The sequence below is a fragment of the Sphaerisporangium krabiense genome (assembly GCF_014200435.1).
Classification (GTDB): Bacteria; Actinomycetota; Actinomycetes; order Streptosporangiales; family Streptosporangiaceae; genus Sphaerisporangium; species Sphaerisporangium krabiense.
Genome location: NZ_JACHBR010000001.1, coordinates 5521104 through 5544360, shown reverse-complemented (window position 1 = coordinate 5544360; position 23257 = coordinate 5521104). Strand labels below are relative to the sequence as shown.

Here is a 23257-nt window from a genome sequence, read left to right as displayed (position 1 = left end):
TCGCCGCGTCGTGGCCGGGCCCCGCCCGGCCCCGCGGGGGAACGCGCGGGGCCGGGGGGACGCTCAGCGGAGCGAGATCTTGGTCTTCGACCGCCCGATCCGGTCGTCGCGGGTGAGCTGGTCGACGTAGTCGCGGGCGGTCAGCCCGGACTCGAAGCTGACCGGCGCCCAGTAGTGGTCCGCCATGAACGTGCCGCCGTACCGGTACTTCACCCACACGCGGATCTGCATGCTCAGCGTGTCGGCGGAGCCGAGCCGGACCACGCAGTACACCCGCGGGTTGCGGTACGCGCACGAGGCGTTCGGCGGCTTCCTCAGGAAGCGGACCTTGGAGACCTCCTTGGGCGGCAGGAACGTCGCGAGCACGAGCCCGTCGTCCTGGATCTGGCGCGCGCCGGTCACCTTGAAGGTGTAGGTCGCGTAACCGCCGCGCCGCATGCCCCTGGGATAGCTGACGTTGACGCGCGAGCGGGCCGCCGCGGCGTCCGAGCGCGCCGCGGTGGCGGCGGTCCCCGTGGTGGCGGCGGTCTCCGCGCGGCCCGGAACCGGGGCGGCCTGAGCGGAAGCGGGTAACAGGAGCGTTCCCGCCGCGACGGCGAGAGACGCGATCAGGATGGCAGGCTTGCGCATGCGCACCTCCGGATATTTCTGGAGTCGAGTGATCAAAGCCGCCCTGACCTGCGGGGCGGCCGTTTCCGGCGCGCCGGCGGAAGACCGCCGGCGCGGCGTCCGAGGCGCCGGAGCGCACCGAACGCACGTCGTATAACGATCGTCGGGCCGCGGGGTTGCGACCGGATTCCGCACGGATTTCCCGTGCCCCACGCGGAACTGTCGGTCGGCGATCGTATGGTCTTGGTCGTGGAGAACGGGATTCAGGGAACGCTGGACGAGCTGGGCACGCCCCTCGACCAGGTGACCTTCGTCGTGTTCGACCTCGAGACGACGGGCGGCTCCCCCGCCGAGCACGCCATCACCGAGATCGGCGCCGTCAAGGTCCGCGGCGGCGAGGTCGTCGGCGAGTTCGCCACCCTCGTCGACCCCGGGCGCCCCATTCCCCCGTTCATCACCGTCCTGACCGGCATCACCGACGTCATGGTCACCGCCGCCCCCCGCGTCGAGCAGGTCCTGCCGTCCTTCCTGGAGTTCATCCGCGGCGCCACCCTCGTCGCGCACAACGCCCCGTTCGACGTCGGCTTCATCAAGGCGTGCTGCCAGGCCGGCGGCTACGCTCCCCCGGCCAACCCGGTGGTCGACACCGCCGATCTCGCCCGCCGTGTCCTCACCCGCGACGAGGTCCCCAACTGCAAGCTCGCCACGCTGGCCCGGTTCTTCCGGTCGTCCTCCGAGCCGTGCCACCGGGCCCTGGCCGACGCGCGGGCCACCGTCGAGGTCCTGCACGGGCTGATCGAGCGCGTCGGGGCCTACGAGGTCCACACGCTGGAGGAGCTGCGGGGCTTCGTCCGCGCCCCCACCCCCGAGCAGAAGCGCAAGCGCCATCTCGCCGCCGCGATCCCGAGCGCCCCGGGCGTCTACGTCTTCGAGGACGAGCGCGGCGAGGCGCTGTACGTCGGCAAGAGCGGCGACCTGCGCACCCGCGTGCGGTCCTACTTCACCGCGAGCGAGACCCGGCCCCGCATCCGCGAGATGATCGGCATCGCCGAGCGCGTCCGCCCGATCGTCTGCGCCACCGGGCTGGAGGCCGAGGTCAGGGAGCTGCGCCTCATCGGCGCCACCAAACCCCGCTACAACCGGCGCTCCCGCTTTCCCGAGAAGGTCGTCTGGCTCAAGCTGACCGACGAGCCGTTCCCGCGCCTGTCCATCGTCCGCGAGGTCAAGGCCGACGCCGCCACCTACCTCGGCCCCTTCACCTCGGCCCGCGGCGCCGAGGACGCCCGGACGGCGCTGCACGAGGCCGTCCCCTTACGGCAGTGCACCGAGCGCATCACCCCGCGCACCCGCCGGTCCGCCTGCGCGCTGGCCGAGATGGGCCGCTGCGGCGCGCCCTGCGAGGGCCGGCAGACCGTCGGCGAGTACGGCCTGCACGCCGAGGCCGCGCGCTCGGCCATGGAGCACGACCCCGGCCCGGTGTTCGCCGCGCTCCAGGCCCGCATGGAACGGCTCGCCGCCGAGCAGCGCTACGAGGAGGCCGCGGTCGACCGCGACCGGCTCGCCGTCTACGTGCGCACGGCCGCGCGCATGCAGCGCCTGCGGTCGCTGACCGGCATCCCGGAACTGATCGCCGCGAGCCCCTCGTTCGACGGCGGCTGGGACATCCACGTCGTCCGGCACGGCCGCCTGGCCGCCGCGGGCGTGATGCCGCGCGGCGCGCACCCGGTCCCCTACGTCGACGCCCTGGTCGCCACCGCCGAGACCGTCACCCCCGGCCCCGGCCCGCTCCCGGCCGCGATCGCCGAGGAGACCGAGTGCGTCCTGCGCTGGCTCGACTCCCCCGGCGTCCGCCTGGTCCGCCTGGACGGCACCTGGAGCACCCCCGCCCGCGGCGCGGGCCGCCTCAAGGGCCGCATCGACCGCGCCTACCAGGGCCTGGAGCCTCGTCAGCGCCGTGAGGGCAGGCCGCTCACCTGAGGGCTCCGGTCGCCCTTCCCCATCGGTTGACCTCGTTGGCGCCGGCTGTCACGCAGGTCAAAGAATCCGACACAAAAGCATAAGACACCCAGAGCACACATAACTCCAAGTCGCCACTTATGTCATGCATTCACGTCGATAAATGCCAATAATCCCGCATAAATAATCTCCTCATAACCATGCGTAACCCCTATATCCGCTATACCCTGTGAAGGCGTTCGCGGCGCCGCGATCCGGCTCTCCGCGTGACGGCCGCGACGTGCTCGGCATCGAGACCCGCCACACCGGCTTCCCCGTCGAGCCTGCCGCGTTACCCGAGGTGACAGCACATGTCCGGCACTTCACCCGATCGAGGTATGAGTGAACGGCGACAGCTCCCACGAAAGCGACGGCCTGTCCGTCCCGGAATTGGCGGAGTCACTCTGGGGGGTTCGCCCCGAACCGGCGATCGAACGATTCGCGCAGCCCGGCTGGACTTACCGCGAGCAGGTCACCGCTCAATGCCCGCGATGTCACGCTTTTCTGCACACCATGTGGAAAGCCGACGAGCGCGACGGACGAAACTCCCCCTATGTGGCGGTCGTCTGCCGGCGTTGCCCGGCCACCTTCACCCTTGACGACCTGAGGCTGCGCGAGTACGCCGATCTTCTCCAGCAGCCGGGGCCGGGAGGACGACCGGCCCCGTCCGCGGCGGATCGTGGCGCGCCCGGCGACACGACCGTCGCCGGCGTAGCCCAGTGGATGTGGGGCGTGCGCCCCAGCCTGGCGGTGGCCCGGTTCGCCCTCCCGGGATGGCGGTACCTCCGCCAGACCGATCTGTGCTGCCCGACCTGTGACGGCGCTCTTCATGGCATGACCCGGGCCTATCAGGTCGAAGGAGCACGGCGAGCGGAGTTCGCCGTGGTCTGCCCGGCCTGTCCCGCGACCTTCACCCTGCAACATCTCAGGATCTCGCGCCGTCCCGTGCTGGGCGACCTTCCCGTGGACGCCCCCTTCGAGGATCCCGGCGCCGCGCTGGCGGCAGGGCCCGCGCCCGGCCCGGCCGCGGCGGGCCACGACGACGCCCCGGCGCCGCCGCCAGGGTCACAGGTCGCCGCGATCCGTGCGGGCCGGATGCTGGGCCTCCTGCCCCATCTCTCCCCTCACCAGGGATCCGGCGCCCGCGATGCCAAGCCATCTCAGGAGATCACGGAGCAGCCGCCGGCGGAGCACCGTCTGCTGCACTGGTGCAAGATCACCAATCCGCGGTGGACGCTGCCGCCGCTGCCACCGGGCACCGACGTCCGGGTCATCCTCCCCGACGGGCCGGAGTTCGGCCGGCTGCGCACGACACTGGCGGCGGCGGGAGTCCCCCACCGATCGGTGGCGTACTGGGCCGAGAACGAGATCGTCTCGACGGTCGGCGCGGACGGCCGGGCGGCGCCGCTTTCGGTCATCACCGCGCTGACCCGGCCAGGGGCCGACAGGCTCTTCTGGCGTTCCCCCGTATCCGGGCAGCCGGCCTGCAACGCCCGCGACGCGTTCGAGAAGATCTGGGACACCCACGAGGAGACGGTCACCGACCACCGGTCCGAACTCGTCCCCGCGGCCGACCTGGTCCCGCAGGCGTGGCTGGACTACCTCCCGTTCGACCGGCTCAACCCGGCCCAGGTCCAGGCCGCTCCCGCGGTGCTGAACTCCAAACGCCACCTGGTCATCACCGCCCCGACCGGGGCCGGGAAGACCGTCATCGGCATGCTCGCCGTCCTGCGCGCCATCCTGGGCGAGGGGCGCAAGGCGGCGTGGCTGGTCCCGCAACGGTCCCTGACCGACGAACTGGACCGGGAACTCGAAGGCTGGCGCGGAAAGGGACTCCGCGTCGAACGGCTGTCCGGCGAGTACACCACCGATATCGAGCGGATCCGCGCCGCGGATCTATGGGTGGCCACCACCGAGAAGTTCGAGGCGATCTGCAGGACCAATTCCCTGCAGGCCGCGCTCGGCGAGGTCGGCTGCCTGGTCGTCGACGAGGTCCACCTCCTCGGCTCCCCCGGACGAGGCCCTCTCCTGGAGGCCCTGCTCGCCCGGGTCCGCGGTGTGAACTCCCCCGTCCGGATCGTCGGGCTGTCGGCCACGGTGTCCAACGCCGCCGAGATCGCCGAATGGCTCAACGGCCGGCTCATCTCCACCGCCTGGCGTCCCAGCCGACTGACCTGGCAGCTCCCGGCCATCCCCGTCACCCCCGATCAGGCCGCGGACAACAGCGTGCGCAACCGCCTCGCCGTCGTGCTGGCCCGGCGCGTCACCGACGACGGCGGGAGCGTTCTGGTGTTCTGCGGGAGCAAACGCAACGTCCGCGTCACCGCGCTGGCGCTGGCCGCCGAACGCGGCGTGGACATCAGGGGCGTCGACGACGAGGACATCGACCGCGTCAACGAGCTCTGCACCGCCGCCAGGATCGGCCTGCACTACAAGGACTGGGAGTTCAAGCACGAGGCCGAGGCCCGCTTCCGCAGCCGCGACTTCGATGTCCTGGTGGCCACCACCACCGTCGCCGCCGGCGTCAACCTGCCCGCCCGCGCCGTCATCGTCCGCGACACCATGGTCGGCCGCGACCCCCTCGACGTCGCCACCCTGCTGCAGATGTTCGGCCGCGCCGGCCGGGTCGGGGCGGGCGAGCACGAAGGCTGGGCCTATCTCATCACCAGCGAGGTGAAACGCGCCGACTGGCAGGGCGCGCTGGTGGACGGATACCACGTCCATTCACAGATCCACGCGACGCTCACCGATCATGTCCTCGCCGAGGTGGTCCAGGGGCGCATCACCAGCGTCGAACAGGCCGAGCAGTGGTGGAAGCACACCCTGTGCCACCACCAGGGGGACGACGACACCGAGCCGGTGATCGAGGCCGTCGACTTCCTCATCGACCACGGCTACCTCACGCAGGTCCCCGGCAACGGCGGCGACACGCGTGTCGCCGTGACCGACCTCGGGTTGCTCACCGCGCGGCTGATGGTCAACACCGACGTGGCCGCCGACCTCCGCGCGGTACTGGGCGAGATCCCCGTCCCCTCCGATCCCGACATCGCGGAGGACGTCCTGATCCACGTGGTGGCCGCGCTCGTGCCCGAGCTCGCCTTCGCCCCGGTGGCCGACTTCCTCCGGCCGGTCGTGGCGAAGATCATCAGGGCCGGCGGCCGGCGCGAGGAGAACGACTCCAGCAGCGCGGTCAGCGGGCTCGGCGCCGCCCGCACGTACGGGCCAGGCGATCTCGCACGGGCGGCGCTGCTGCTGGCGGCGCACAGCCCTCGGCTGTTCACGCGGTCCTTCCGCTTCGTCGCGGGCCTGCCCTCCAGCACCATCGCCCCGATCCTCGAGGCGGCGTCCCGCTATTTCGCCTGGCTCGGAGCGCAGGGCTACCTGGGGACCATGCACCCGTGGATCGCGATCGTCGCCGGCGACATCGACCGCCGGGTGCGCTGGCGCCGGTGGGGTCCCCGGCGAGGCTCCGGCAGGCTGCTGTGGATGTGCGAGCAGATGGCGACCGCCCCTCTCGCCAAGGAGTTCGTCCCGACCCTGTGGCGGTGCGCCACGGAGTCGGGCTTCACCAGTCCCGACTGGGCCCAGACCACTCCGCCGCGCGACTGTCAGCTCGACCACGATCAGTACATCGGCCTGCTCCGGGAACGGACCACCGGATGCGAGCTGGCCGAGGGCCTCGACCACGTGAGCGTCACCGATATCAGCGCCGGCCACCTGATCACCTGGAACGGCCGGGCCACCGCGACCACCGCCGTGATCGGCAAGGCGACGGCCGCGTACCCGCCCCGTCCCCCCGACGACCCCGACGATGCCGACACCGGCGGAGCGATCTTCACCAAACGCGGGGACCACATGGCCACGGGATGGCTGGGCCGCCACTACTCGTCGGCATCCCCGTACTGAGGCGTCCCCTATTCCTGGACCTCCCCGAACAACGCCGGCGCGCCAGGCACGCCACCGCCCCCGCCCGGCTCCGATGAGGGCGGGGGCGCCGCTCGGCGCTAGAGTCGGGCCAGGCCGTACTCGGTACTCGAAGGAGAGAGCGCGTATGATCACCGCGATCGTCCACATCAAGGCGGAGGTCGCCCGGATTCCCGAGGTCGCCGAGACGATCGCCGAGCTCGACGGCGTCAGCGAGGTCTACTCGATCACCGGTGACTACGACCTCGTCGCCATGGTCCGCGTCCCTCACTACGACGACGTCGCCGAGGTCATCCCCGGCCGCATCAACAAGGTCGAGGGCGTCCTCGCCACCGAGACCCACCTCGCCTTCCGCACCTACTCCAAACACGACCTCGACGCCGCCTTCTCCATCGGCTTCACCGAGGCCGACTGACAGGATCGAAGGAAACGATCACTTCCCCCGGGCCTGCCGCGGACCGGTCGCCCTCATCCGCGGGCTCAGGGGCCGAGCTCCTTCTCACGCCGCCGGGGTGACGGCTTGCTCGGCGACGGCCTGGCGCAGGGTCCTGGCGAGTTTCACGGCGTCGTCGTCGGCCCAGAAGTGCATGTAGAACAGGCGTGGTTCGTCGTGCAGGGCATGATTGTGAATCTCCACGATGTCGATGCCACCGCGGCGCAGGGCCCGGATGACGCGTTGGACTTCGTCGGCGACCATGGCGAAATCGCCGTTGACGGCGGCTTTGCCGCCGCCGGTGGGCTGGAAGTTGATCGCCGTGGTCACACCCATCCCGGGCGGGATGACGCGGCCGTGCTCGGTGACCGGCTTCGTGCGTTTGAAGGTGAACTTGTAGATTCCGCCGTCGTTGGTGCCTTTGGTCCCCATCGCCTGGTCGATCGCGGCGGTGTCGAGCCGCAGGGCGGGCTTGGGGGCCGCGGCCGGGGGCGGCGGGGTGGCGGTGACGTCCAGGGCGGCCCGGATGGAGCGGGCGATGGCCACCGCATCGGGTCCGCTGGCGTGGACGTGGGTCCACCACACCTCCGGCTGGTGGGACAGCAGGTGCTTGTGCAGCGCGGTCTGCTGGATCCCCTGACGCTGCAGGACGTCGGTGACCTTCTGCGACTCCGGCTCGGTGACCACCAGGTCGCCCATCATCAGAACATCGCCGCCGGAGTGGCGGGTGAAGGCGGCATACCCTCCGAGGGCGAGGCCCGGTTCGATGCTCACCCCGTAGGAGGTCACCTTCAGGTCCGAGCGCGGAAACGAAACCCGGTAGACCTTCTTGTCCGACGACAGCTTCCCCGCCCGGCCCAGCGCGCGCGCCACGCCCTCCCACTCCGCCTCGCCACCGGCCGCCGGGGACGGGGTCTCGCCGGGATCGCCGTCATGCCGCACGGAGCCGACCCCGGTGGCGGTCCGCGCGTCGCCCCCGGCAAGGGAGCATCCGGCTGCCATGACCGCGGCAGCCATCAGTGCCGACAACCCCTTCACGCGCGCCACGGCCGTCCCCGAACTTTCTCAATGCCCCCGATCGGTGATTCTGTGCCCACATCGGCACGCTGTGTAACCATGCCCTGAGGCTGCTCGGGGTGGGGGAAGCATTCCTGGTTCGGCTCTATCGGTGGGTGGCCAGCACCGCGTGGTGATCGGCGCCGACCGGGCCGTCGGGGTCGGCGTGCACGGTGGCCGCGCGCAGCCGCGGCAGGTCGTGGATCAGCCGGTGCTCGGCCTCCACCGCGACCGCGTGCGCCTCGACCAAGGTGAGCCGGTGACTCACCACGATGTCCACCTCGGCCCGGAGCGTGTGGCCGATCCAGCGCAGCCGCACCGAACCGACGCCTTCGACACCGGGAACCTCCGCGAGCAGGTGTTCGGCGCGCTCCACCAGTTCGGGGTCGACGGCGTCCATGAGCCGGTGGTAGATCTCCCGGGCCGCGTCCCGCAGGACGAAGACGATCGCCACCGTGATCAGCAGGCCCACGATCGGGTCGGCGATGGGGAATCCGAGAGCGGCGCCACCGGCGCCGAGCAGGACGGCGAGGGAGGTGAAACCGTCGGTGCGGGCGTGCAGCCCGTCGGCCACCAGGGCGGCCGAGCCGATCTCCCTGCCGACCTTGATCCGGTAACGGGCGACCAACTCGTTGCCGAGAAAGCCCACCAGGCCTGCGGCGGCCACCCAGCCCAGAGCCCGCACGTCCTGCGGGCTGATCAGACGCTTGACCGCCTCATATCCGGCCAGACCGGCAGATGCCGCGATGAGCACGATGATGACGATGCCGGCCAGGTCTTCCGCCCTGCCGTACCCATAGGTGAAGCGGCGGGTCGCGGCCCGGCGGCCCACCCAGAAGGCCAAGGCCAGCGGGACGGCCGTCAAGGCGTCGGCGAAGTTGTGCAAGGTGTCACCGAGCAACGCGACCGAGCCGGAGAAGGCGACGATCACCGCCTGCACGATGGCGGTCACCGTGAGCGCGGCGAAGGAGATGGCCAGCACGCGCATGCCGCGGCTGCTGGACTCCAGCGCCTCGTCCGTCTTGCCGGTGCTGTCGTGGCCGTGCGGGGTGAAGGCATGGCCCACCGTGTGGAGCAGCTTCCTCAGCGCGGTGAGCTCGCTCCCCTGCTCATGCCCGTCGCTGTGATCATGCCTGTGCCCGCCGTGGCCATGACCGTGGCCGTCGCCATCCGACATGTCGGCCCTTCTTCCCTGACTTCGCCTGGCCCGGCAGTATATGTAGCCATGTACGCACGCGACAACGAATCAGGTGCGACTCCTGTGCAACAGCAGCCGACCGACCAGCAGGTCAGCGCGGCGGTGGACGCGTTCCGCCTGCTCAGCGACGGCACCCGGCTGCGATTGATGTGGCTGCTGTCCTCCGGCGAGTACGACGTGGGCAGCCTCGCCGAAACCCTCGCGGCCGCCCGCCCCTCGGTCTCGCAGCACCTGGCCAAACTCCGTCTCGCCGGGCTGGTCCAGACGCGCAGGGACGGACGCCGGGTGCTTTACCGGGCACGCGACGTCCACGTCCGCTCTCTCATCAAGGAGGCGCTCTTCCACGCCGACCACGAGGTGTCAGGCATCCCCCGTCACGACTGAGCCGAGAAGGCGATCCGGGCGTTCACACGACGGCCGTCGTCGCTTCGTCGATGAGCCTGCGGGAAAGGTCCGCCGTCTAGGAGCCGTGGGAGCGGCTGACCTCGATCCAGCGGGTGAGGGTCTCCGAGGCGCGGCCGGAGTCGACGGCTTCGGCGGCGCGGGCGTAGGCGGTGGCCATGGCGCTGACGAGGGCCTCGCCGGCGCCGGTCTCGTCCAGGGGCGGGGTGCCGGCGGGGAGGGTGAGGGCGTCGACGCTGACCAGGGCGGCGGCGGCGTTCAGGAGGACGGCGTCGCGGACGGGGCCCGTCTTGCCGTCGACCAGGTCGAGGACGGCCTTGGCGTTGAACTCGCGGTCGCCGCCGCGCAGCGCGCCGGGGTCGGAGCGGGGGACGTCGATGTCCAGGGGGTCGAAGACCGTCTGGACCGCCGCGCCGTCCCTGACCACCCAGACCGTGGAGGTGCCGGCGGTGGACAGCTCGTCCAGGCCGTCGTCGCCGCGGAACACCAGCGCGGACACGCCCCGCTCGGCGAAGACCCCGGCGATGACCGGCAGCATGCGGGAGTCGTAGACGCCGATGGCCTGGGCCTTGGGGCGGGCGGGGTTGGTGAGCGGGCCGAGGAAGTTGAAGAAGGTGGGCACGCCGAGCTCGGACCTGGCGGGGCCCGCGTAGCGCAGCGCGGGGTGGTAGACCGGCGCGAAGCAGAAGGTGATGCCCGCCTCCGCGGCCACGCGCGCGGTGGCCTCCGGCTTCATCTCCAGGACGATGCCGAGCTGTTCGAGCACGTCGGCGGCGCCGCAGGAGGAGGACGCCGAGCGGTTGCCGTGCTTGACGACCTTGGCGCCCGCCGCGGCCGCGACGATGGCGGCCATGGTGGAGACGTTGACGGTGTGGGCGCGGTCGCCGCCGGTGCCGACGACGTCGACGGTCGGGCCGTCGATCGTGAGCTGGGTCGCGAACGCGAGCATGGTGCGCGCGAGCCCCGTGACCTCGGCGACGGTCTCGCCCTTGGCGCGCAGCGCCGTGGCGAACGCCGCGATCTGCACGGACGTCGCCGACCCGGACATGATCTCGCTCATCGCCCAGGCGGTCTCGTCGGCGGTGAGGTTCTCGCGGGACAGGAGGGCGGTGAGCAGCGCGGGCCACGTGGTGCGCGCGTCCATGGGGGCTCCGGTCGGTGAGAAGGTCGATGGCGGCAGGTGACGGACGATCGGTGGGCGAGACGGTCTTGCGGTCGGCCGTCGAGGAGCTGGTCTACAGGAGATGGTCCAACGGTCGGCGGGCGGTGGGACCGTCAACGGTCGGCCTGGCCGTCGGCCGTCGGCGCGACGGGCGGCGACGGTCAGTGGGAGGCGATGCGGGTCTCCGAGCGGCGCCGCATGAGGCCGGCCACGGCCTCGGCGAGGGCGATGGGGTCCATCGGCTGGGCGACGACGGCGTCGGCGCGGGACCACTCGGCGAGCCAGCGGTCGTCGCGGCGGCCGATGACCAGGCAGATGGGCGGGCAGTCGTAGACCTCGTCCTTGGCCTGGCGGCAGATGCCCATGCCGCCCGCGGGGACGGCCTCGCCGTCGAGGACGGCGACGTCGATGTTCCCGGAGTCGAGATGCTTGACGACGGCGGGCTGGGTGGCGCACTCGACGATCTCGACCTGGGGCACGTCGGCCGCGGGACGCCTTCCGATCGCCAGCCGGACCTTCTCACGGGTGCCGGCGTCGTCGCTGTAGACGAGAACCCTCATGCTCACGGTCGCGCTCACTATCGATTGACGAGGTATGGTCACCAAAGATGGTACCGGTCCCCGCCGACCGAAGCCCAGACGAGCCATACTTGGCGTAGAACCCGGCGTATGTCCGGTTTATCCGCGTCAAGTGCCCCTTAGCGGGGGGTCGTGCGGCGACCCGACCGGTCGAGCCGCAATAATGCTGCGCGTGGCGACAGCATCCGCAATCACGACGACGACAGCCCCATCGTCCCGCCGGCCGAACCTGGTCAGCGTCGGCACGATCGTCTGGCTGTCCTCTGAGCTCATGTTCTTCGCGGCGCTGTTCGCGATGTACTTCACGATCCGGTCGGTCAGCCTGGGCATGGACAAGCCCTGGCCCACCCTTCCCGAGGGCGTCCACCTCGACGTCCCCTACGCGCTCGTCAACACGATCGTCCTGGTCCTGTCCAGTGTGACGTGCCAGCTCGGCGTGTGGGCCGCAGAAAAGGGACAGGTCGGCAAGCTCCGGTTCTGGTACATCGTCAGCTTCCTCATGGGCGCGTGGTTCGTCGGAGGCCAGCTGTACGAGTACCGCAACCTCGTGGAAGAGGGTCTGACCCTGTCCTCGAACGCCTATGGCTCGATCTTCTATCTGGCCACGGGCTTCCACGGCCTGCACGTGACCGGTGGCCTGATCGCGTTCCTGTTCATGCTGGGACGCACGTACGCCGCGAAGCGCTTCACACATGAGCAGGCCACCAGCGCGATCGTCGTGTCCTACTACTGGCACTTCGTCGACGTCGTCTGGATCGGCCTCTTCGCGACCATCTACATCATCAAATGATCGGAACGAGGATATCGGTGAACTCGATCACCGCTCGGAGACGGCATCCACTCGCGCGCTATGTCGTCCTCCTTCTGGCCCTGAGCGTCCTCGGAGGGGTGTACGCCCTGCTGGTGCCCGGAGGTGACCGGGCCGACGCGGCGATCGCCTCCGGCAAGGCGGACGACGTGGCCGCGGGCAAGGACCTGTTCGCGGCGCACTGCGCGAGCTGCCACGGTTTGAACGCCGAGGGGTCCTACACGCCCGGTGGTGCATCGGGCCCGAGCCTCATCGGCGTCGGTGCCGCCGCCGTCGACTTCCAGGTCTCCAGTGGCCGCATGCCCTTCAGCAACCCCGGGCCGCAGGCGCCGCGCAAGCGTCCCCCGGAGTGGGTCAACCCGGACACCGTCCGGCAGCTGGCGGCGTACGTCCAGTCGCTGGGCGGCGGCCCGACCAAGCCGTCGCTGGAGGCCGTCGACCCCGCCAAGGGCGACCCGGCCAAGGGCGGTGAGCTCTTCCGCGCCAACTGCATCCAGTGCCACAACTTCGTCGGCGCCGGAGGCGCGCTGACCTACGGCAAGTACGCCCCCTCGCTGCAGCCGGCCACGCCGACGCAGATCTACGAGGCGATGGCCACGGGCCCGCAGGCGATGCCGGTCTTCAACGACAGCACCATCACCCCCGAGCAGAAGCGCGACATGATCGCCTACATCGTGGGCGTCCGCAACGAGCCCAACCCGGGCGGCAACGGCCTCGGCCGCATCGGCCCGGTCACCGAGGGTCTCGTCGCGTGGGTCGGCGGCATCAGCCTGCTGATCCTTGCCGCCATCTGGATCACCGCGAAGAGGCGGCAGGTCAACCATGACTGACAACCCGAACGAGATCGAGCCGGAGGAGCGCCTTCCGAGGCGTGTCATCGGCACCCCCGCGCCGCGCGGCGGCGGCCTGCTGCTCGGCGAGCCCTCCGAGGGCGGCTCCCGGGCGGGCGGTCACGGCGCGGCCACGGCGGGCGAGCCCCCGCACTCGGCCAACGAGCCGGTGGCGGTCGGCGAGGTGAAGTTCCCCGACCCCGCGGCCGCGCGCAAGGGTGAGCGCCGCGCCGCCCTGCTGTTCGTGGTGACCTTCCTCGCCGCGGTCGGGTTCGTGGCGTCCTACGTCATCTTCCAGGTCGGCACGGTCGAGAAGACCCAGACCTCGAACCTGGCGCTCGGCGGCTTCCTGGCCCTCGCGCTGCTGTCGCTGGCGGCGGGCCTGGTCGTGTGGGCGCGGCAGATCATGCCGAAGTACACGCTGGTGCAGCAGCGCCACCTGATGGCCTCCGGCCCCGACGTGCGGGCGGACGTCGCCCGCACGTTCCTGGAGGGCGCGGAGGAGAGCGGCTTCGTCCGGCACAAGCTGCTGCGCCGCACGCTGCTGCTGGCCGCGGCTCCGCTCGGCCTGCTGCCGCTGGTGATGCTGAAGGACCTCGGCCCCCTGCCCGGCACCTCGCTGCGCCACACGGTGTGGAAGAAGGGCCTGCGCCTGATCGTCGAGGGCACCGGCCAGCCGATCCGCGCGGCGGACTTCAACTCCCCCGGCGGCATCCTGTCGGTGGTGCCGCAGGGGCACGAGGACGACCTGAACGCGCTGGCCAAGGCCACGCTGATCCTGATCAAGTTCAGGCCCGAGGACCTCAAGCCGGGCGTCAACCTCAACTGGACGCACGACAGCATCGTGGCCTACTCCAAGATCTGCACCCACGTGGGCTGCCCCGCGGCGCTCTACGAGCAGACGACGCACCACATCCTCTGCCCGTGCCACCAGTCCACGTTCGACGCGGCCGACGGCGCCAAGGTCATCTTCGGCCCGGCGGCCCGCCCGTTGCCCCAGTTGCCGATCGGCGTCGACAATGAGGGGTACCTCATCGCACAGAGCGACTTCAACGTCCCGGTGGGCCCCAGCTTCTGGGAGCGCGGGGACGCTGAGGCCGAAGCTAGGGGGCAGGCATGAGCCTGGACACCGTCCCGAAGCCCATCGCCGGGCCGTCGTCCTTCCTCGACGACCGCCTCGGCGCCGGGAACTTCCTCCAGCGCAACCTGCGCAAGGTCTTCCCGGACCACTGGTCCTTCCTGCTCGGTGAGATCGCGCTCTACTCGTTCATCATCCTGCTGCTGACCGGTACGTTCCTGACGTTCTGGTTCAAGCCGAGCATGGGCGAGGTCGTCTACCAGGGCTCCTACCCTCAGTTGTACGGCGTCCACATGTCGGAGGCGTACGCCTCGGCGCTGCACATCAGCTTCGACGTCCGCGGCGGCCTGCTGATCCGGCAGATCCACCACTGGGCGGCGCTGCTGTTCGTGGCGGGCATGATGGTGCACATGCTCCGCGTGTTCTTCACCGGGGCGTACCGCAAGCCGCGCGAGCTCAACTGGATCATCGGCGTCCTGCTGCTGACCCTGGCGCTCGCCGAGGGCCTCACCGGCTACTCCCTGCCGGACGACCTGCTCTCCGGCGCGGGCCTGCGGATCACCGAGGGCGTGGCGATCTCGATCCCCCTGGTGGGCACCTACATCACGTTCTTCCTCTTCGGCGGCGAGTACCCCGGCGAGGACGTGATCTCACGGTTCTACAGCCTGCACATCCTGCTGATCCCGGGCATCCTGCTGGCGCTGATCTCCGCGCACATGATCCTCATGTGGGTGCAGAAGCACACGCAGATGCCGGGCAAGGGCCGCACCGAGACCAACGTGGTCGGCGCGCCGTTCTACCCGACCTTCATGGTCAAGTCGGGCGCGTACTTCCTGTTCACGTTCGGCGCGCTGGCGCTGCTCGGCACGTTCGCCCAGATCAACCCGATCTGGCTGTTCGGTCCGTACACGCCGGCCGACATCTCGGCGGGCTCGCAGCCCGACTTCTACATGGGCTTCCTGGAAGGCGCGCTGCGCCTGATGCCCGCGTGGGAGATCAACTTCCTCGGTTACACGCTGCCGCTGAGCGTGCTGATCCCGGCGCTGGTGCCCATGGGCATCATCATGACCGGGCTCGCGCTGTACCCGTTCGCGGAGCGCTGGATCACCGGGGACAACCGCGAGCACCACCTGACCGACCGTCCTCGTAACAACCCGCACCGCACCTCGATCGGCATCTCGGCGATCACGTTCTACGGCATCCTGTGGCTGCTGGGCGCCAACGACGAGATCTCCTCGACGTTCCACATCCCGCTGTACACCACGACCGAGGTCGGCCGCGTGGCCATCTTCGTCGGGCCGGCGATCGCGTACTTCATCACGTACCGCTTCTGCATCGGCCTGCAGCGCAGGGACCAGGAGACCGTGCTGCACGGCGTGGAGTCGGGCGTCATCAAGCGCCTGCCCCACGGCGAGTACATCGAGGTCCACGTGCCCCCGGCCGAGGACCTGGTGGCCCTCGTGCAGGGCAAGAAGCGCATCCCGGCCATCGAGGCCGAGCCGGACGGCGCGGGAGTGCCCCCCAAGGGCATGCGCAACCCGCTCGGCAGGCTCAGGGCCAAGCTCAGCCGGGCCTACTCCGAGGACAGCGACGCCATCTCGCTGGACACCGACGGCCACCACGTGGAGGGCCACGGCCACGCCGCCGTCGGAGCCGGCGCGGACGAGACCAAGTCCATCGGCCACTGAGCGAGCCCCTGCGGGGGTTCCACGGGCGACAAGGGGCCCGGGCGCGCATGTCGCGCCCGGGCCCTTTCGCGTCCGACGGATGCCGCGTCAGGAGGGGACCGCGTCAGGAGGAGACCTTCTTCTTGCTCTCGCTGACCGGCACGCCCGCGCCCTCGTGGCCGCCGACCGTGAAGGCCTCGGTGGTGAAGCCCGAGCGCAGGCCGCTCCAGCGCAGCCACTGCGGCCACGTCTCCTGCCAGTGGCCCCACCCGTTCGCCGGGTCCAGGGGGCGCGGCGAGCCGCTCACGATGATCGGGTCGCCGATCAGGGTGGTCTCCTTGAACCACTTGGCGTTGGACGGGCTGATGTTGATGCAGCCGTGGCTGACGTTGGAGTTGCCCTGCGAGCCGACCGACCAGGGCGCGCCGTGGACGTACTCGCCGGTGTCGGAGATCCGCACGGTGTCGTACACGGTCATGCTGTAGTACCCGGGGCTGCCGGGCCCGGCGTCGGGCGAGGTCATCGTGGTGACGTCCTCGCGGGACATGGCCAGGTGGATGCCGTTGGTCGTGTAGTACTTCATGTCGCCGCCCCGGCCGGCGCTGAGCGGGACCGTCCTGATGACCTGCCCCTCGCGCCTGACGGTCATCTGGTGGCTGGAGGTGTCGGCGTGGCTGATCTGGGCGCGGCCGATCTCGAACTCGCGCACGTAGTCCTGCCCGCCGTACATGCCCGGGCCGCCCCGCACGCCGGCGAGCCGGGCGATCACCTTGACCTTGGTGTGCGCGGGCCACCACTGCCGGGGCCGGAAGGACACCGTCTTCTCGTCGAACCAGTGCCAGGCCCCCTCGATGGGCCGGGACGCCTGCACCATGAGGTTGCGCTCGACCGACACCCGGTCGGCGATGGGCTGGTCGAAGGTCAGGATGATCGGCATGCCGACGCCGACGGTGAGGCCGGTGCTGTCCTTGCTGGGGATCAGCTTGTCGACCGCGTAGACCTTGGACGCCTTGATGGTGGTGAACTCGCTGGTCACCTTCCTGGTGTCGCCGCCGCGGCCCACCGCCTCCGCGGTGACGCGGTAGGTCTCGCCCGGCGCCATCGGGCGCTTGCTGCGCCACTGGGTGCGGTCCGCGCTGAGCACGCCCTCGACCTGCGTGTTCCTGGAGACCGCCTGCACGCTGACGCTCCTGAGAGCGCCGTTGACGGCCCCGACCGTGACGGGCAGCTCCGGGGCCACCTGGGCCGCCCTGTCGGCCGGAGACACGCTCACGGCCACGTCCCCGCGGTTCTCCGCGGCCCGGTCCTTGTCCGTGCCGGAACTTCCACATCCACTCGCCAGCGTCAGGGCCAGAGCTCCCGCGCCCAGGGCGACCACCCGGATCTCGACGTGTCCCACGTGACGTCTCCCCCGCCTCCGATGGATCACTCCTTGTCGGTTATTACCCGGTTACTGCGTGTCGCGTACCCGAAGCCAGGGAGAAAGGCCGACACGACGCGCCAAAAAAGAATCGCGGGCGGCAGGCGGTCCCTTGGAAGAACCGGCCGCCGCCCGCGATCACGGGCCGGGCGCCGGGGCGGGCGCGTAGATCCGCGGGTGATCAGTGCGTGAAGTGACCCCGGTAGTACTGGAAGACGAAGCCGATGGCGGCCATGATCACCGCGAAGACGCCGATCAGGAACATCCACCAGCCGATGACGAAGCCGACGGTCATCAGGGCGGCGGCCAGGCAGATGAACAGCGGCCACCAGCTCGAGGGGCTGAAGAAGCCGAGCTCGCCCGCGCCGTCGCTGATCTCGGCGTCCTTCCTGTCCTCGGGCTGGTCGCCGATGCGGCGGGCCGTGAAGAGCAGGTAGTAGCCGATCATGAGGGCGAGGCCCACGGAGATCGCCAGCGCGGTCGTACCGGTCGGCTCCTTGGACCAGAACCAGTACACCAGGTCCACCGCGGCGAAGAAGATGCCGCAGAGGAGGAACATCCAGCCCTGGACCTTCATCGGGCCTCCTCCAGTTCCTTGACCGGGACGAGCGTGTGCGGGTTGTGCAGGTCGAAGGCGGGCCGCTCGGAGCGGATGCGCGGCAGCTTCGTGAAGTTGTGCCGCGGCGGCGGGCAGGAGGTTGCCCACTCCAGCGAGTTGCCGAAGCCCCACGGGTCGTCCACGACGACCTTGGGAGCAGTCCTCGCGGTGCGCCACACGTTGTAGAGGAACGGCAGCGTCGAGGCGCCCAGGATGAACGCGCCCACCGAGGAGACGACGTTCAGGTCGGTGAAGCCGTCCGCGACCGAGTAGTCGGCGTAGCGGCGCGGGAAGCCCTCGGCGCCCAGCCAGTGCTGCACCAGGAAGGTGGTGTGGAAGCCGATGAACAACGTCCAGAAGTGGACCTTGCCCAGCGTGTCGTTCAGCATCTTGCCGGTGAACTTGGGCCACCAGAAGTAGAAGCCGGCGAACATCGCGAAGACCACGGTGCCGAAGACGACGTAGTGGAAGTGCGCGACCACGAAGTAGGAGTCGCTGACCTGGAAGTCCAGCGGCGGCGAGGCCAGGATGATGCCGGTGAGGCCGCCGAACAGGAACGTGACCAGGAAGCCGACCGCGAACAGCATCGGCGACTGGAACGACAGGTGGCCGCGCCACATCGTGCCGATCCAGTTGAAGAACTTCACCCCGGTCGGGACGGCGATGAGGAAGGTCATGAACGAGAAGAACGGCAGCAGGACCTGGCCGGTCGCGAACATGTGGTGGGCCCACACCGCCGCGGACAGGCCCGCGATGGCGATGGTGGCGCCGATGAGGCTCATGTAGCCGAAGACCGGCTTGCGGCTGAAGACCGGCAGGATCTCGGTGATGATGCCGAAGAACGGCAGCGCGATGATGTACACCTCGGGGTGACCGAAGAACCAGAACAGGTGCTGCCAGAGCATCGCACCGCCGGTCGTCGAGTCGAAGATGTGCGCCCCGAGCTTGCGGTCGGCCTCCAGGGCCAGCAGCGCGGCGGCCAGCACCGGGAAGGCCAGCAGCACCAGGATGCTGGTGAGCAGGACGTTCCAGGTGAAGATCGGCATGCGGAACATGGTCATGCCGGGCGCGCGCATGCAGACGATCGTGGTGATGAAGTTCACCGCGCCGAGGATGGTGCCGATGCCGGACATCGACAGACCCATGATCCACAGGTCGCCGCCCACGCCGGGCGAGCTGACCGCGTCCGAGAGCGGGGTGTAGGCCGTCCAGCCGAAGGAGGCGGCGCCGTCGGGGGTGAAGAAGCCCGAGACGGCGATCGTGCTGCCGAAGAGGTAGAGCCAGTAGCTCACCATGTTGAGGCGCGGGAACGCCACGTCGGGGGCGCCGATCTGCAGCGGCATCAGCTCGTTGGCGAAGCCCGCGAACAGCGGGGTCGCGAACATGAGCAGCATGATCGTGCCGTGCATCGTGAACAGCTGGTTGAACTGCTCGTTGCTCACGAACTCAAGGCCCGGCTGCGCGAGCTCGGCGCGCATGATCAGCGCCATGACGCCGCCGATCAGGAAGAAGACGAACGAGGTGATCAGGTACAGGTGCCCGATCACCTTGTGGTCGGTGGAGGACATCCACCGGACGATGACGTTCCCCTTGCGGGCGCGCCGGGCCTGGACGGCCCCGGCGATCGATTCGCTTGCGGCGGTCACTGGGCACTCCCCGCCTGGTTGAGGTACGAGTCGTATTCGGCCTGCGACACGATCTTCACCGTGAAGAGCATGCGGCTGTGGTCGACGCCGCACAGCTCGGCGCAGCGGCCGGCGAACGTGCCGGTCTTGCTGGTCTGGATCTCGAAGACGTTCTTGACGCCCGGGATCACGTCACGCTTGAACAGGAACGAGGGCACCCAGAAGGAGTGGATCACGTCCGGCGAGGACAGGTCGAACTGGACCTTCTTGCCGACGGGCAGCACCAGCTCGGGCCGCTTGGAGGGGGTGCCGACGACCTGGGCCGTCTTGCCGCCGTACTCGCTGGTGAAGCGCCAGCTCCACTGGAAGCCCTCGACGTGCACCTTGACGTCGGGGTTCTTCGACACCGCGACGATCGTGTTCTCGTCCCGCGCGGTGAAGTAGAAGAACACCGCCACCATGATGATCGGGACCGTGGTGTAGAGGATCTCGATCGGCAGGTTGTAGCGCACCTGGGGCGGCAGGGCGTCGGGCGAGTTCTTGCGCTTGCGGTGGAACGCGCACGCCCAGAGGATCAGGCCCCAGACGACGACACCCACGGCGAGGGAGGCGATCCAGGCACCATTCCAGAGATTCTGGATGATGCCCGCCTCCTTGGTGGCACCTTCGGGCATGCCGGCACGATTCCACGTGCCGGGGCCTCCACACGCCGTCAGGGACACCAGCAGCACCGCCAGCGCGGCGGCGCGCGGCACCCTGCGGGCCAACGGGCGCCGTGTCGAACGGCGGGTCGGACTCACGGGTCGCCTACTCCACAGTTGAAGCCCAAGAGGCTGCCTCCCGGGCGGTCGTTTTCAGATTCGCGATCTCTAGAGGGGACCGCGCTCCAAGTTGTCTCACGTCACACTGGGGGACACATTAGCGCGCACCGGGGCCGCCCTCCTTCTCAGCCCCCGGTAACGGGGCCGCCACGTCTTCACCAGCGCCTCCCCAGCGTGCCGGCGGGGCCGCGGCGGGCCCGGCCGCGCCCTGGAGGAGGGCCGCCGCCCGCCGGATGGGACCATGAACGCGTGGCGTACTTCGACGCGGCCTCCACCGAACCCCTCCACCCCGCCGCGCGCGAGGCGCTGGTCACGGCGCTGGACGCGGCGGACGCCGACCCGGCCCGCCTGTACGGGGCGGCCCGCCGTTCCCGGCTGCTGCTGGAGCGGGCGCGCGCGGAGGCGGCCGAGCTGATCGGCGCCCGGCCCGACGAGGTGTCCTTCACCACCTCGGGCACGCAGGCCGTCCATCTGGGGGTGCTCGGCACGCTGCTCGGGCGCCGCCGCGCCGGGCGGCGCATGGTGGCGGGCGCGGTGGAGCACTCCAGCGTGCTGCAGGCGGGGGCGGCCCACGAGCGCGACGGCGGCGAGCTGGAGATCGTCGGCGTGGACATGACCGGCCGGGTGGATCCCGCCGGGTTCGCGGCGGCGGTGGCGCGCGAGGGCACGGCGCTGGCGTGCCTGCAGACGGCCAACCACGAGGTGGGCACGCTGCAGCCGGTCGCGGAGGCCGCGGAGGCGTGCCGCGCGGCGGGGGTGCCGCTGCTGGTGGACGCCGCCCAGACGCTGGGACGGCTGCCCGTGCCGCCGGGATGGTCGGTGCTGACCGGGAGCGCGCACAAGTGGGGCGGCCCGGCGGGCGTGGGGCTGCTGGCCGTGCGCAAGGGCACCCGCTGGCGCTCGCCGCTGCCGGAGGACGAGCGGGAGCGGCGCAGGGTGCCGGGCTTCGAGAACGTCCCCGCCGTGGTCGCGGCGGTGGCGGCGCTGCGGGCGCGCGCCGCCGAGGCCGAGGCGGAGAACGCCCGGCTGTCGGCGCTGGTGGACCGCATCCGCGCGAGCGTGCCGCGCCTCGTGCCGGACGTGGAGGTGGTCGGCGACCCGGTGGAGAGAGTGCCGCACATTGTCACGTTCTCGTGTCTTTACGTGGCAGGTGAGGTGATACTGACCGAGTTGGATAGAGCCGGGTTCGCCGTCTCGTCGGGCAGTTCGTGCACGGCGAGTACGCTACGTCCGTCGCATGTATTGGAGGCCATGGGAGTGCTCACGCACGGGAACGTCAGGGTGTCCCTGCCCCGGGGCGCGTCCGAGACGGACGTGGACCGGTTCCTGGCCGTCCTGCCGGAGATCGTGCGGCGCGTCCGCGCCGCCGTCGGGGTGGAGTCGCCGTGAGAAGGCGGGACGCCGACACCCCGGTCAACGCCGCCGCGGCGCCGGAGGGCGCCGAGGGGCCGCCGCCGGTCGCGCTGACGATCGACGCGCTCGGGCGCAAGTGCCCGATCCCGATCATCATGCTGGCCCAGCGGATCAACGACGTGCCGATGAACGCGACGGTGGCCGTCCTCGCCGACGATCCCGCGGCGTTCACCGACGTCCCCGCCTGGTGCCGGCTGAAGTCGCACCACCATGTGGGGAGCTACGAGCTCCCCCAGGGCGGCTGGGCGATCCACGTCCGGCGCAACTACTGACCCGCGGCCACTGACCCGCGGCTACAGACCCGCGGCGGGCATGCCGCGCCGGGCGCGAGACCTCGCGGCGCGAGACCTCGCGCCGCGGAGGCGTCAGGCGTGGAAGCAGTCGAGGTGCTCGGTGATCTCTCCGGCGGCCTCGGCGCCGTAGGCGGCGGCGAAGCGGTCCAGGAAGCCCTGCCGGCCGAGCTGGTACTCCTGGCCGCCGACCTCTTCGAGGACGTGGGTGGCGAGCAGGTTGCCGACCTGGCCGCTGCGCTCGGGCGAGACGCCCCAGGCGAGCCCGGACAGGAAGCCCGCGCGGAAGGCGTCGCCCACGCCGGTCGGGTCGACCTTGCCGCGCTCGGCGGCCGGGGGGACGTGGACGGACGGCTCGCCCTCGCGGTCGATGCGGGCGCCCTTCGGCCCGAGGGTGGTGACGCGCACGCCGACGCGGCCGAGCACCTCTTCGTCCGACCAGCCGGTCTTCTGCTCGACCAGGGCCTTCTCGTAGTCGTTGGTGAACAGGTAGGCGGCGCCCTCGATCAGGGCCTTGATCTCTTCGCCGCCCATGCGGGCGAGCTGCTGGGAGGGGTCGGCCGCGAAGGGGATGCCGCGCTCGCGGCACTCCTCGGTGTGGCGGAACATCGCGTCGGGGTCGTTGGGGCTGATCAGCACGAGGTCGAGGCCGCCGAGGCGGTCGGCGACGGGCTTCAGCTCGATCTCGCGGGCCTCGGCCATCGCGCCGGTGTAGAAGGACGCGATCTGGTTGTGGTGCTCGTCGGTGGTGCACAGGAAGCGCGCGGTGTGGCGCAGCTCGGAGACGTGCACCGAGTCGCAGTCGACGCCGTGGCGCTCCAGCCAGGAGCGGTAGCCGGCGAAGTCGTCGCCGACCGCGCCGACGAGGATCGGCTTGAGGCCCAGGCATCCCATGCCGAAGGCGATGTTGGCCGCCACGCCGCCGCGCCGGATCTGGAGATCGTCGACGAGGAAGGACAGCGAGACGCGGTCGAGCTGCTCGGCGATGAGCTGTTCCCCGAAGCTCCCCGGGAACGTCATCAGGTGATCGGTCGCGATGGAGCCGGTGACGGCGATGCGCACGGGTCGCTCTCCTCATGGATCAGCATGGTCTGCCACGGCCTGGGAACGGCCCTGGTCGGCGTCGTCAGCCTGTTGAGCCCGCCAAGAATATGACACGGAAACCCGGCGCATAGCGATGGCGCCGCGCCGCCGATGATCTTCGCCGGAGCTGGAGACCGGTCGGACGCGAACGCGGCGACCCGCCTGACCTGGGGTGACGCCCGCGCCCCCCTACGGCTCCCGAACGTTCGCGCCGACCTGCCGCGACGCGGGGCTGGGGTGGGCCCTCGCGGGGCCACGGAAGCCGGG

At 70.5% G+C, this 23257-nt stretch carries 20 protein-coding genes; 10 read left to right on the top strand and 10 right to left on the bottom strand.

All coding sequences use genetic code 11. The features are described 5' to 3' along the window. Positions 1-63: 63 nt before the first annotated feature. On the bottom strand, positions 64-630 hold the full coding sequence (locus tag BJ981_RS24320; protein ID WP_184614060.1) for a hypothetical protein: 567 nt from the start codon (positions 628-630) through the stop codon (positions 64-66). 228 nt (positions 631-858) lie between these two features. Here BJ981_RS24320 and BJ981_RS24315 point away from each other — a divergent pair, with 228 nt between their 5' ends. The 3 genes from BJ981_RS24315 (at position 859) to BJ981_RS24305 (ending at position 6943) form a co-directional block, all read left to right on the top strand. After that, positions 859-2586: a DEDD exonuclease domain-containing protein gene (locus BJ981_RS24315; protein WP_239138966.1), complete on the top strand. Its 1728-nt coding sequence runs from the start codon at positions 859-861 to the stop codon at positions 2584-2586. 531 nt (positions 2587-3117) lie between these two features. Beyond that, positions 3118-6510, top strand: a complete 3393-nt coding sequence (locus BJ981_RS24310; protein WP_204069979.1) for a DEAD/DEAH box helicase — start codon at positions 3118-3120, stop codon at positions 6508-6510. 145 nt (positions 6511-6655) lie between these two features. After that, a complete protein-coding gene (locus BJ981_RS24305) occupies positions 6656-6943 on the top strand; it encodes an Lrp/AsnC family transcriptional regulator (protein ID WP_184614058.1) in 288 nt (95 codons plus the stop codon). Positions 6944-7027: 84 nt separating this feature from the next. On the opposite strand, the gene BJ981_RS24300 is transcribed toward BJ981_RS24305, so the two are convergent. Both BJ981_RS24300 and BJ981_RS24295 read right to left on the bottom strand, forming a co-directional pair. Beyond that, positions 7028-7978: a DUF1259 domain-containing protein gene (locus BJ981_RS24300; RefSeq protein WP_184614056.1), complete on the bottom strand. Its 951-nt coding sequence runs from the start codon at positions 7976-7978 to the stop codon at positions 7028-7030. A 145-nt stretch (positions 7979-8123) separates the two neighbouring features. Further along, positions 8124-9194 carry a cation diffusion facilitator family transporter gene (locus tag BJ981_RS24295; RefSeq protein ID WP_184614054.1) on the bottom strand — a complete coding sequence of 357 codons (1071 nt, stop codon included), beginning with the start codon at positions 9192-9194 and terminating at the stop codon, positions 8124-8126. Between the two features lie 84 nt (positions 9195-9278). On the opposite strand from BJ981_RS24295, the gene BJ981_RS24290 reads away from it, so the two are divergent. Further along, on the top strand, positions 9279-9599 hold the full coding sequence (locus tag BJ981_RS24290) for an ArsR/SmtB family transcription factor (RefSeq protein ID WP_239138967.1): 321 nt from the start codon (positions 9279-9281) through the stop codon (positions 9597-9599). A 76-nt stretch (positions 9600-9675) separates the two neighbouring features. Here BJ981_RS24290 and trpD read toward each other — a convergent pair whose 3' ends face one another. Together trpD and BJ981_RS24280 are read right to left on the bottom strand one after the other, a co-directional pair. Beyond that, entirely contained in the window at positions 9676-10761 is a 1086-nt protein-coding gene (gene trpD, locus BJ981_RS24285) for an anthranilate phosphoribosyltransferase (RefSeq protein WP_184614050.1), read from the bottom strand. A 179-nt stretch (positions 10762-10940) separates the two neighbouring features. Next, on the bottom strand, positions 10941-11339 hold the full coding sequence (locus BJ981_RS24280; protein WP_184616371.1) for a hypothetical protein: 399 nt from the start codon (positions 11337-11339) through the stop codon (positions 10941-10943). A 181-nt stretch (positions 11340-11520) separates the two neighbouring features. On the opposite strand from BJ981_RS24280, the gene ctaE reads away from it, so the two are divergent. The 4 genes from ctaE to qcrB are packed head-to-tail and all read left to right on the top strand — an operon-like array spanning position 11521 to position 15761. Beyond that, complete coding sequence (ctaE, locus tag BJ981_RS24275; protein ID WP_184614048.1) at positions 11521-12147, top strand: aa3-type cytochrome oxidase subunit III; 627 nt, start codon at positions 11521-11523, stop codon at positions 12145-12147. Between the two features lie 17 nt (positions 12148-12164). Then, positions 12165-12995 carry a cytochrome bc1 complex diheme cytochrome c subunit gene (qcrC, locus tag BJ981_RS24270; RefSeq protein ID WP_184614046.1) on the top strand — a complete coding sequence of 277 codons (831 nt, stop codon included), beginning with the start codon at positions 12165-12167 and terminating at the stop codon, positions 12993-12995. Next, positions 12988-14115 (top strand): cytochrome bc1 complex Rieske iron-sulfur subunit, encoded by a 1128-nt coding sequence (qcrA, locus tag BJ981_RS24265; RefSeq protein WP_184614044.1) that lies wholly within the window; start codon positions 12988-12990, stop codon positions 14113-14115. Before qcrC ends, qcrA begins: the two co-directional genes overlap by 8 nt. Further along, positions 14112-15761, top strand: a complete 1650-nt coding sequence (qcrB, locus tag BJ981_RS24260; RefSeq protein ID WP_184614042.1) for a cytochrome bc1 complex cytochrome b subunit — start codon at positions 14112-14114, stop codon at positions 15759-15761. Before qcrA ends, qcrB begins: the two co-directional genes overlap by 4 nt. Positions 15762-15864: 103 nt before the next feature. Here qcrB and BJ981_RS24255 read toward each other — a convergent pair whose 3' ends face one another. From BJ981_RS24255 to ctaC, 4 genes are all read right to left on the bottom strand, one after another. Beyond that, positions 15865-17139: a L,D-transpeptidase gene (locus tag BJ981_RS24255; RefSeq protein ID WP_239138968.1), complete on the bottom strand. Its 1275-nt coding sequence runs from the start codon at positions 17137-17139 to the stop codon at positions 15865-15867. Between the two features lie 202 nt (positions 17140-17341). After that, positions 17342-17737, bottom strand: a complete 396-nt coding sequence (locus BJ981_RS24250; RefSeq protein ID WP_184614040.1) for a cytochrome c oxidase subunit 4 — start codon at positions 17735-17737, stop codon at positions 17342-17344. Continuing rightward, a complete protein-coding gene (gene ctaD, locus BJ981_RS24245) occupies positions 17734-19404 on the bottom strand; it encodes an aa3-type cytochrome oxidase subunit I (protein WP_239138969.1) in 1671 nt (556 codons plus the stop codon). Before ctaD ends, BJ981_RS24250 begins: the two co-directional genes overlap by 4 nt. Next, positions 19401-20150 (bottom strand): aa3-type cytochrome oxidase subunit II, encoded by a 750-nt coding sequence (ctaC, locus tag BJ981_RS24240; RefSeq protein WP_239138970.1) that lies wholly within the window; start codon positions 20148-20150, stop codon positions 19401-19403. Before ctaC ends, ctaD begins: the two co-directional genes overlap by 4 nt. Before the next feature lie 303 nt (positions 20151-20453). On the opposite strand from ctaC, the gene BJ981_RS24235 reads away from it, so the two are divergent. Next, positions 20454-21593, top strand: a complete 1140-nt coding sequence (locus BJ981_RS24235) for a cysteine desulfurase family protein (protein WP_184614036.1) — start codon at positions 20454-20456, stop codon at positions 21591-21593. Beyond that, positions 21590-21889 (top strand): sulfurtransferase TusA family protein, encoded by a 300-nt coding sequence (locus tag BJ981_RS24230; RefSeq protein WP_372436880.1) that lies wholly within the window; start codon positions 21590-21592, stop codon positions 21887-21889. The genes BJ981_RS24235 and BJ981_RS24230 overlap by 4 nt, the downstream gene beginning before the upstream one ends. 93 nt (positions 21890-21982) lie before the next feature. On the opposite strand, the gene BJ981_RS24225 is transcribed toward BJ981_RS24230, so the two are convergent. Continuing rightward, the gene (locus tag BJ981_RS24225; protein WP_184614034.1) at positions 21983-22969 is read right to left on the bottom strand and encodes a carbohydrate kinase family protein; all 987 of its coding nucleotides are present in this window, start codon (positions 22967-22969) and stop codon (positions 21983-21985) included. Positions 22970-23257 lie beyond the last annotated feature (288 nt).

Excerpts from the sequence above, each read along its gene's own strand:
- BJ981_RS24280 (WP_184616371.1), bottom strand. The coding sequence starts at position 11,339 with ATGAGGGTTCTCGTCTACAGCGACGACGCCGGCACCCGTGAGAAGGTC.
- BJ981_RS24300 (WP_184614056.1), bottom strand. The coding sequence starts at position 7,978 with ATGGCTGCCGCGGTCATGGCAGCCGGATGCTCCCTTGCCGGGGGCGAC.
- BJ981_RS24310 (WP_204069979.1), top strand. The coding sequence starts at position 3,118 with ATGTGGAAAGCCGACGAGCGCGACGGACGAAACTCCCCCTATGTGGCG.
- BJ981_RS24305 (WP_184614058.1), top strand. The coding sequence starts at position 6,656 with ATGATCACCGCGATCGTCCACATCAAGGCGGAGGTCGCCCGGATTCCC.
- qcrA (WP_184614044.1), top strand. The coding sequence starts at position 12,988 with ATGACTGACAACCCGAACGAGATCGAGCCGGAGGAGCGCCTTCCGAGG.
- BJ981_RS24320 (WP_184614060.1), bottom strand. The coding sequence starts at position 630 with ATGCGCAAGCCTGCCATCCTGATCGCGTCTCTCGCCGTCGCGGCGGGA.
- qcrB (WP_184614042.1), top strand. The coding sequence starts at position 14,112 with ATGAGCCTGGACACCGTCCCGAAGCCCATCGCCGGGCCGTCGTCCTTC.
- BJ981_RS24250 (WP_184614040.1), bottom strand. The coding sequence starts at position 17,737 with ATGAAGGTCCAGGGCTGGATGTTCCTCCTCTGCGGCATCTTCTTCGCC.
- BJ981_RS24295 (WP_184614054.1), bottom strand. The coding sequence starts at position 9,194 with ATGTCGGATGGCGACGGCCACGGTCATGGCCACGGCGGGCACAGGCAT.
- ctaE (WP_184614048.1), top strand. The coding sequence starts at position 11,521 with ATGCTGCGCGTGGCGACAGCATCCGCAATCACGACGACGACAGCCCCA.
- trpD (WP_184614050.1), bottom strand. The coding sequence starts at position 10,761 with ATGGACGCGCGCACCACGTGGCCCGCGCTGCTCACCGCCCTCCTGTCC.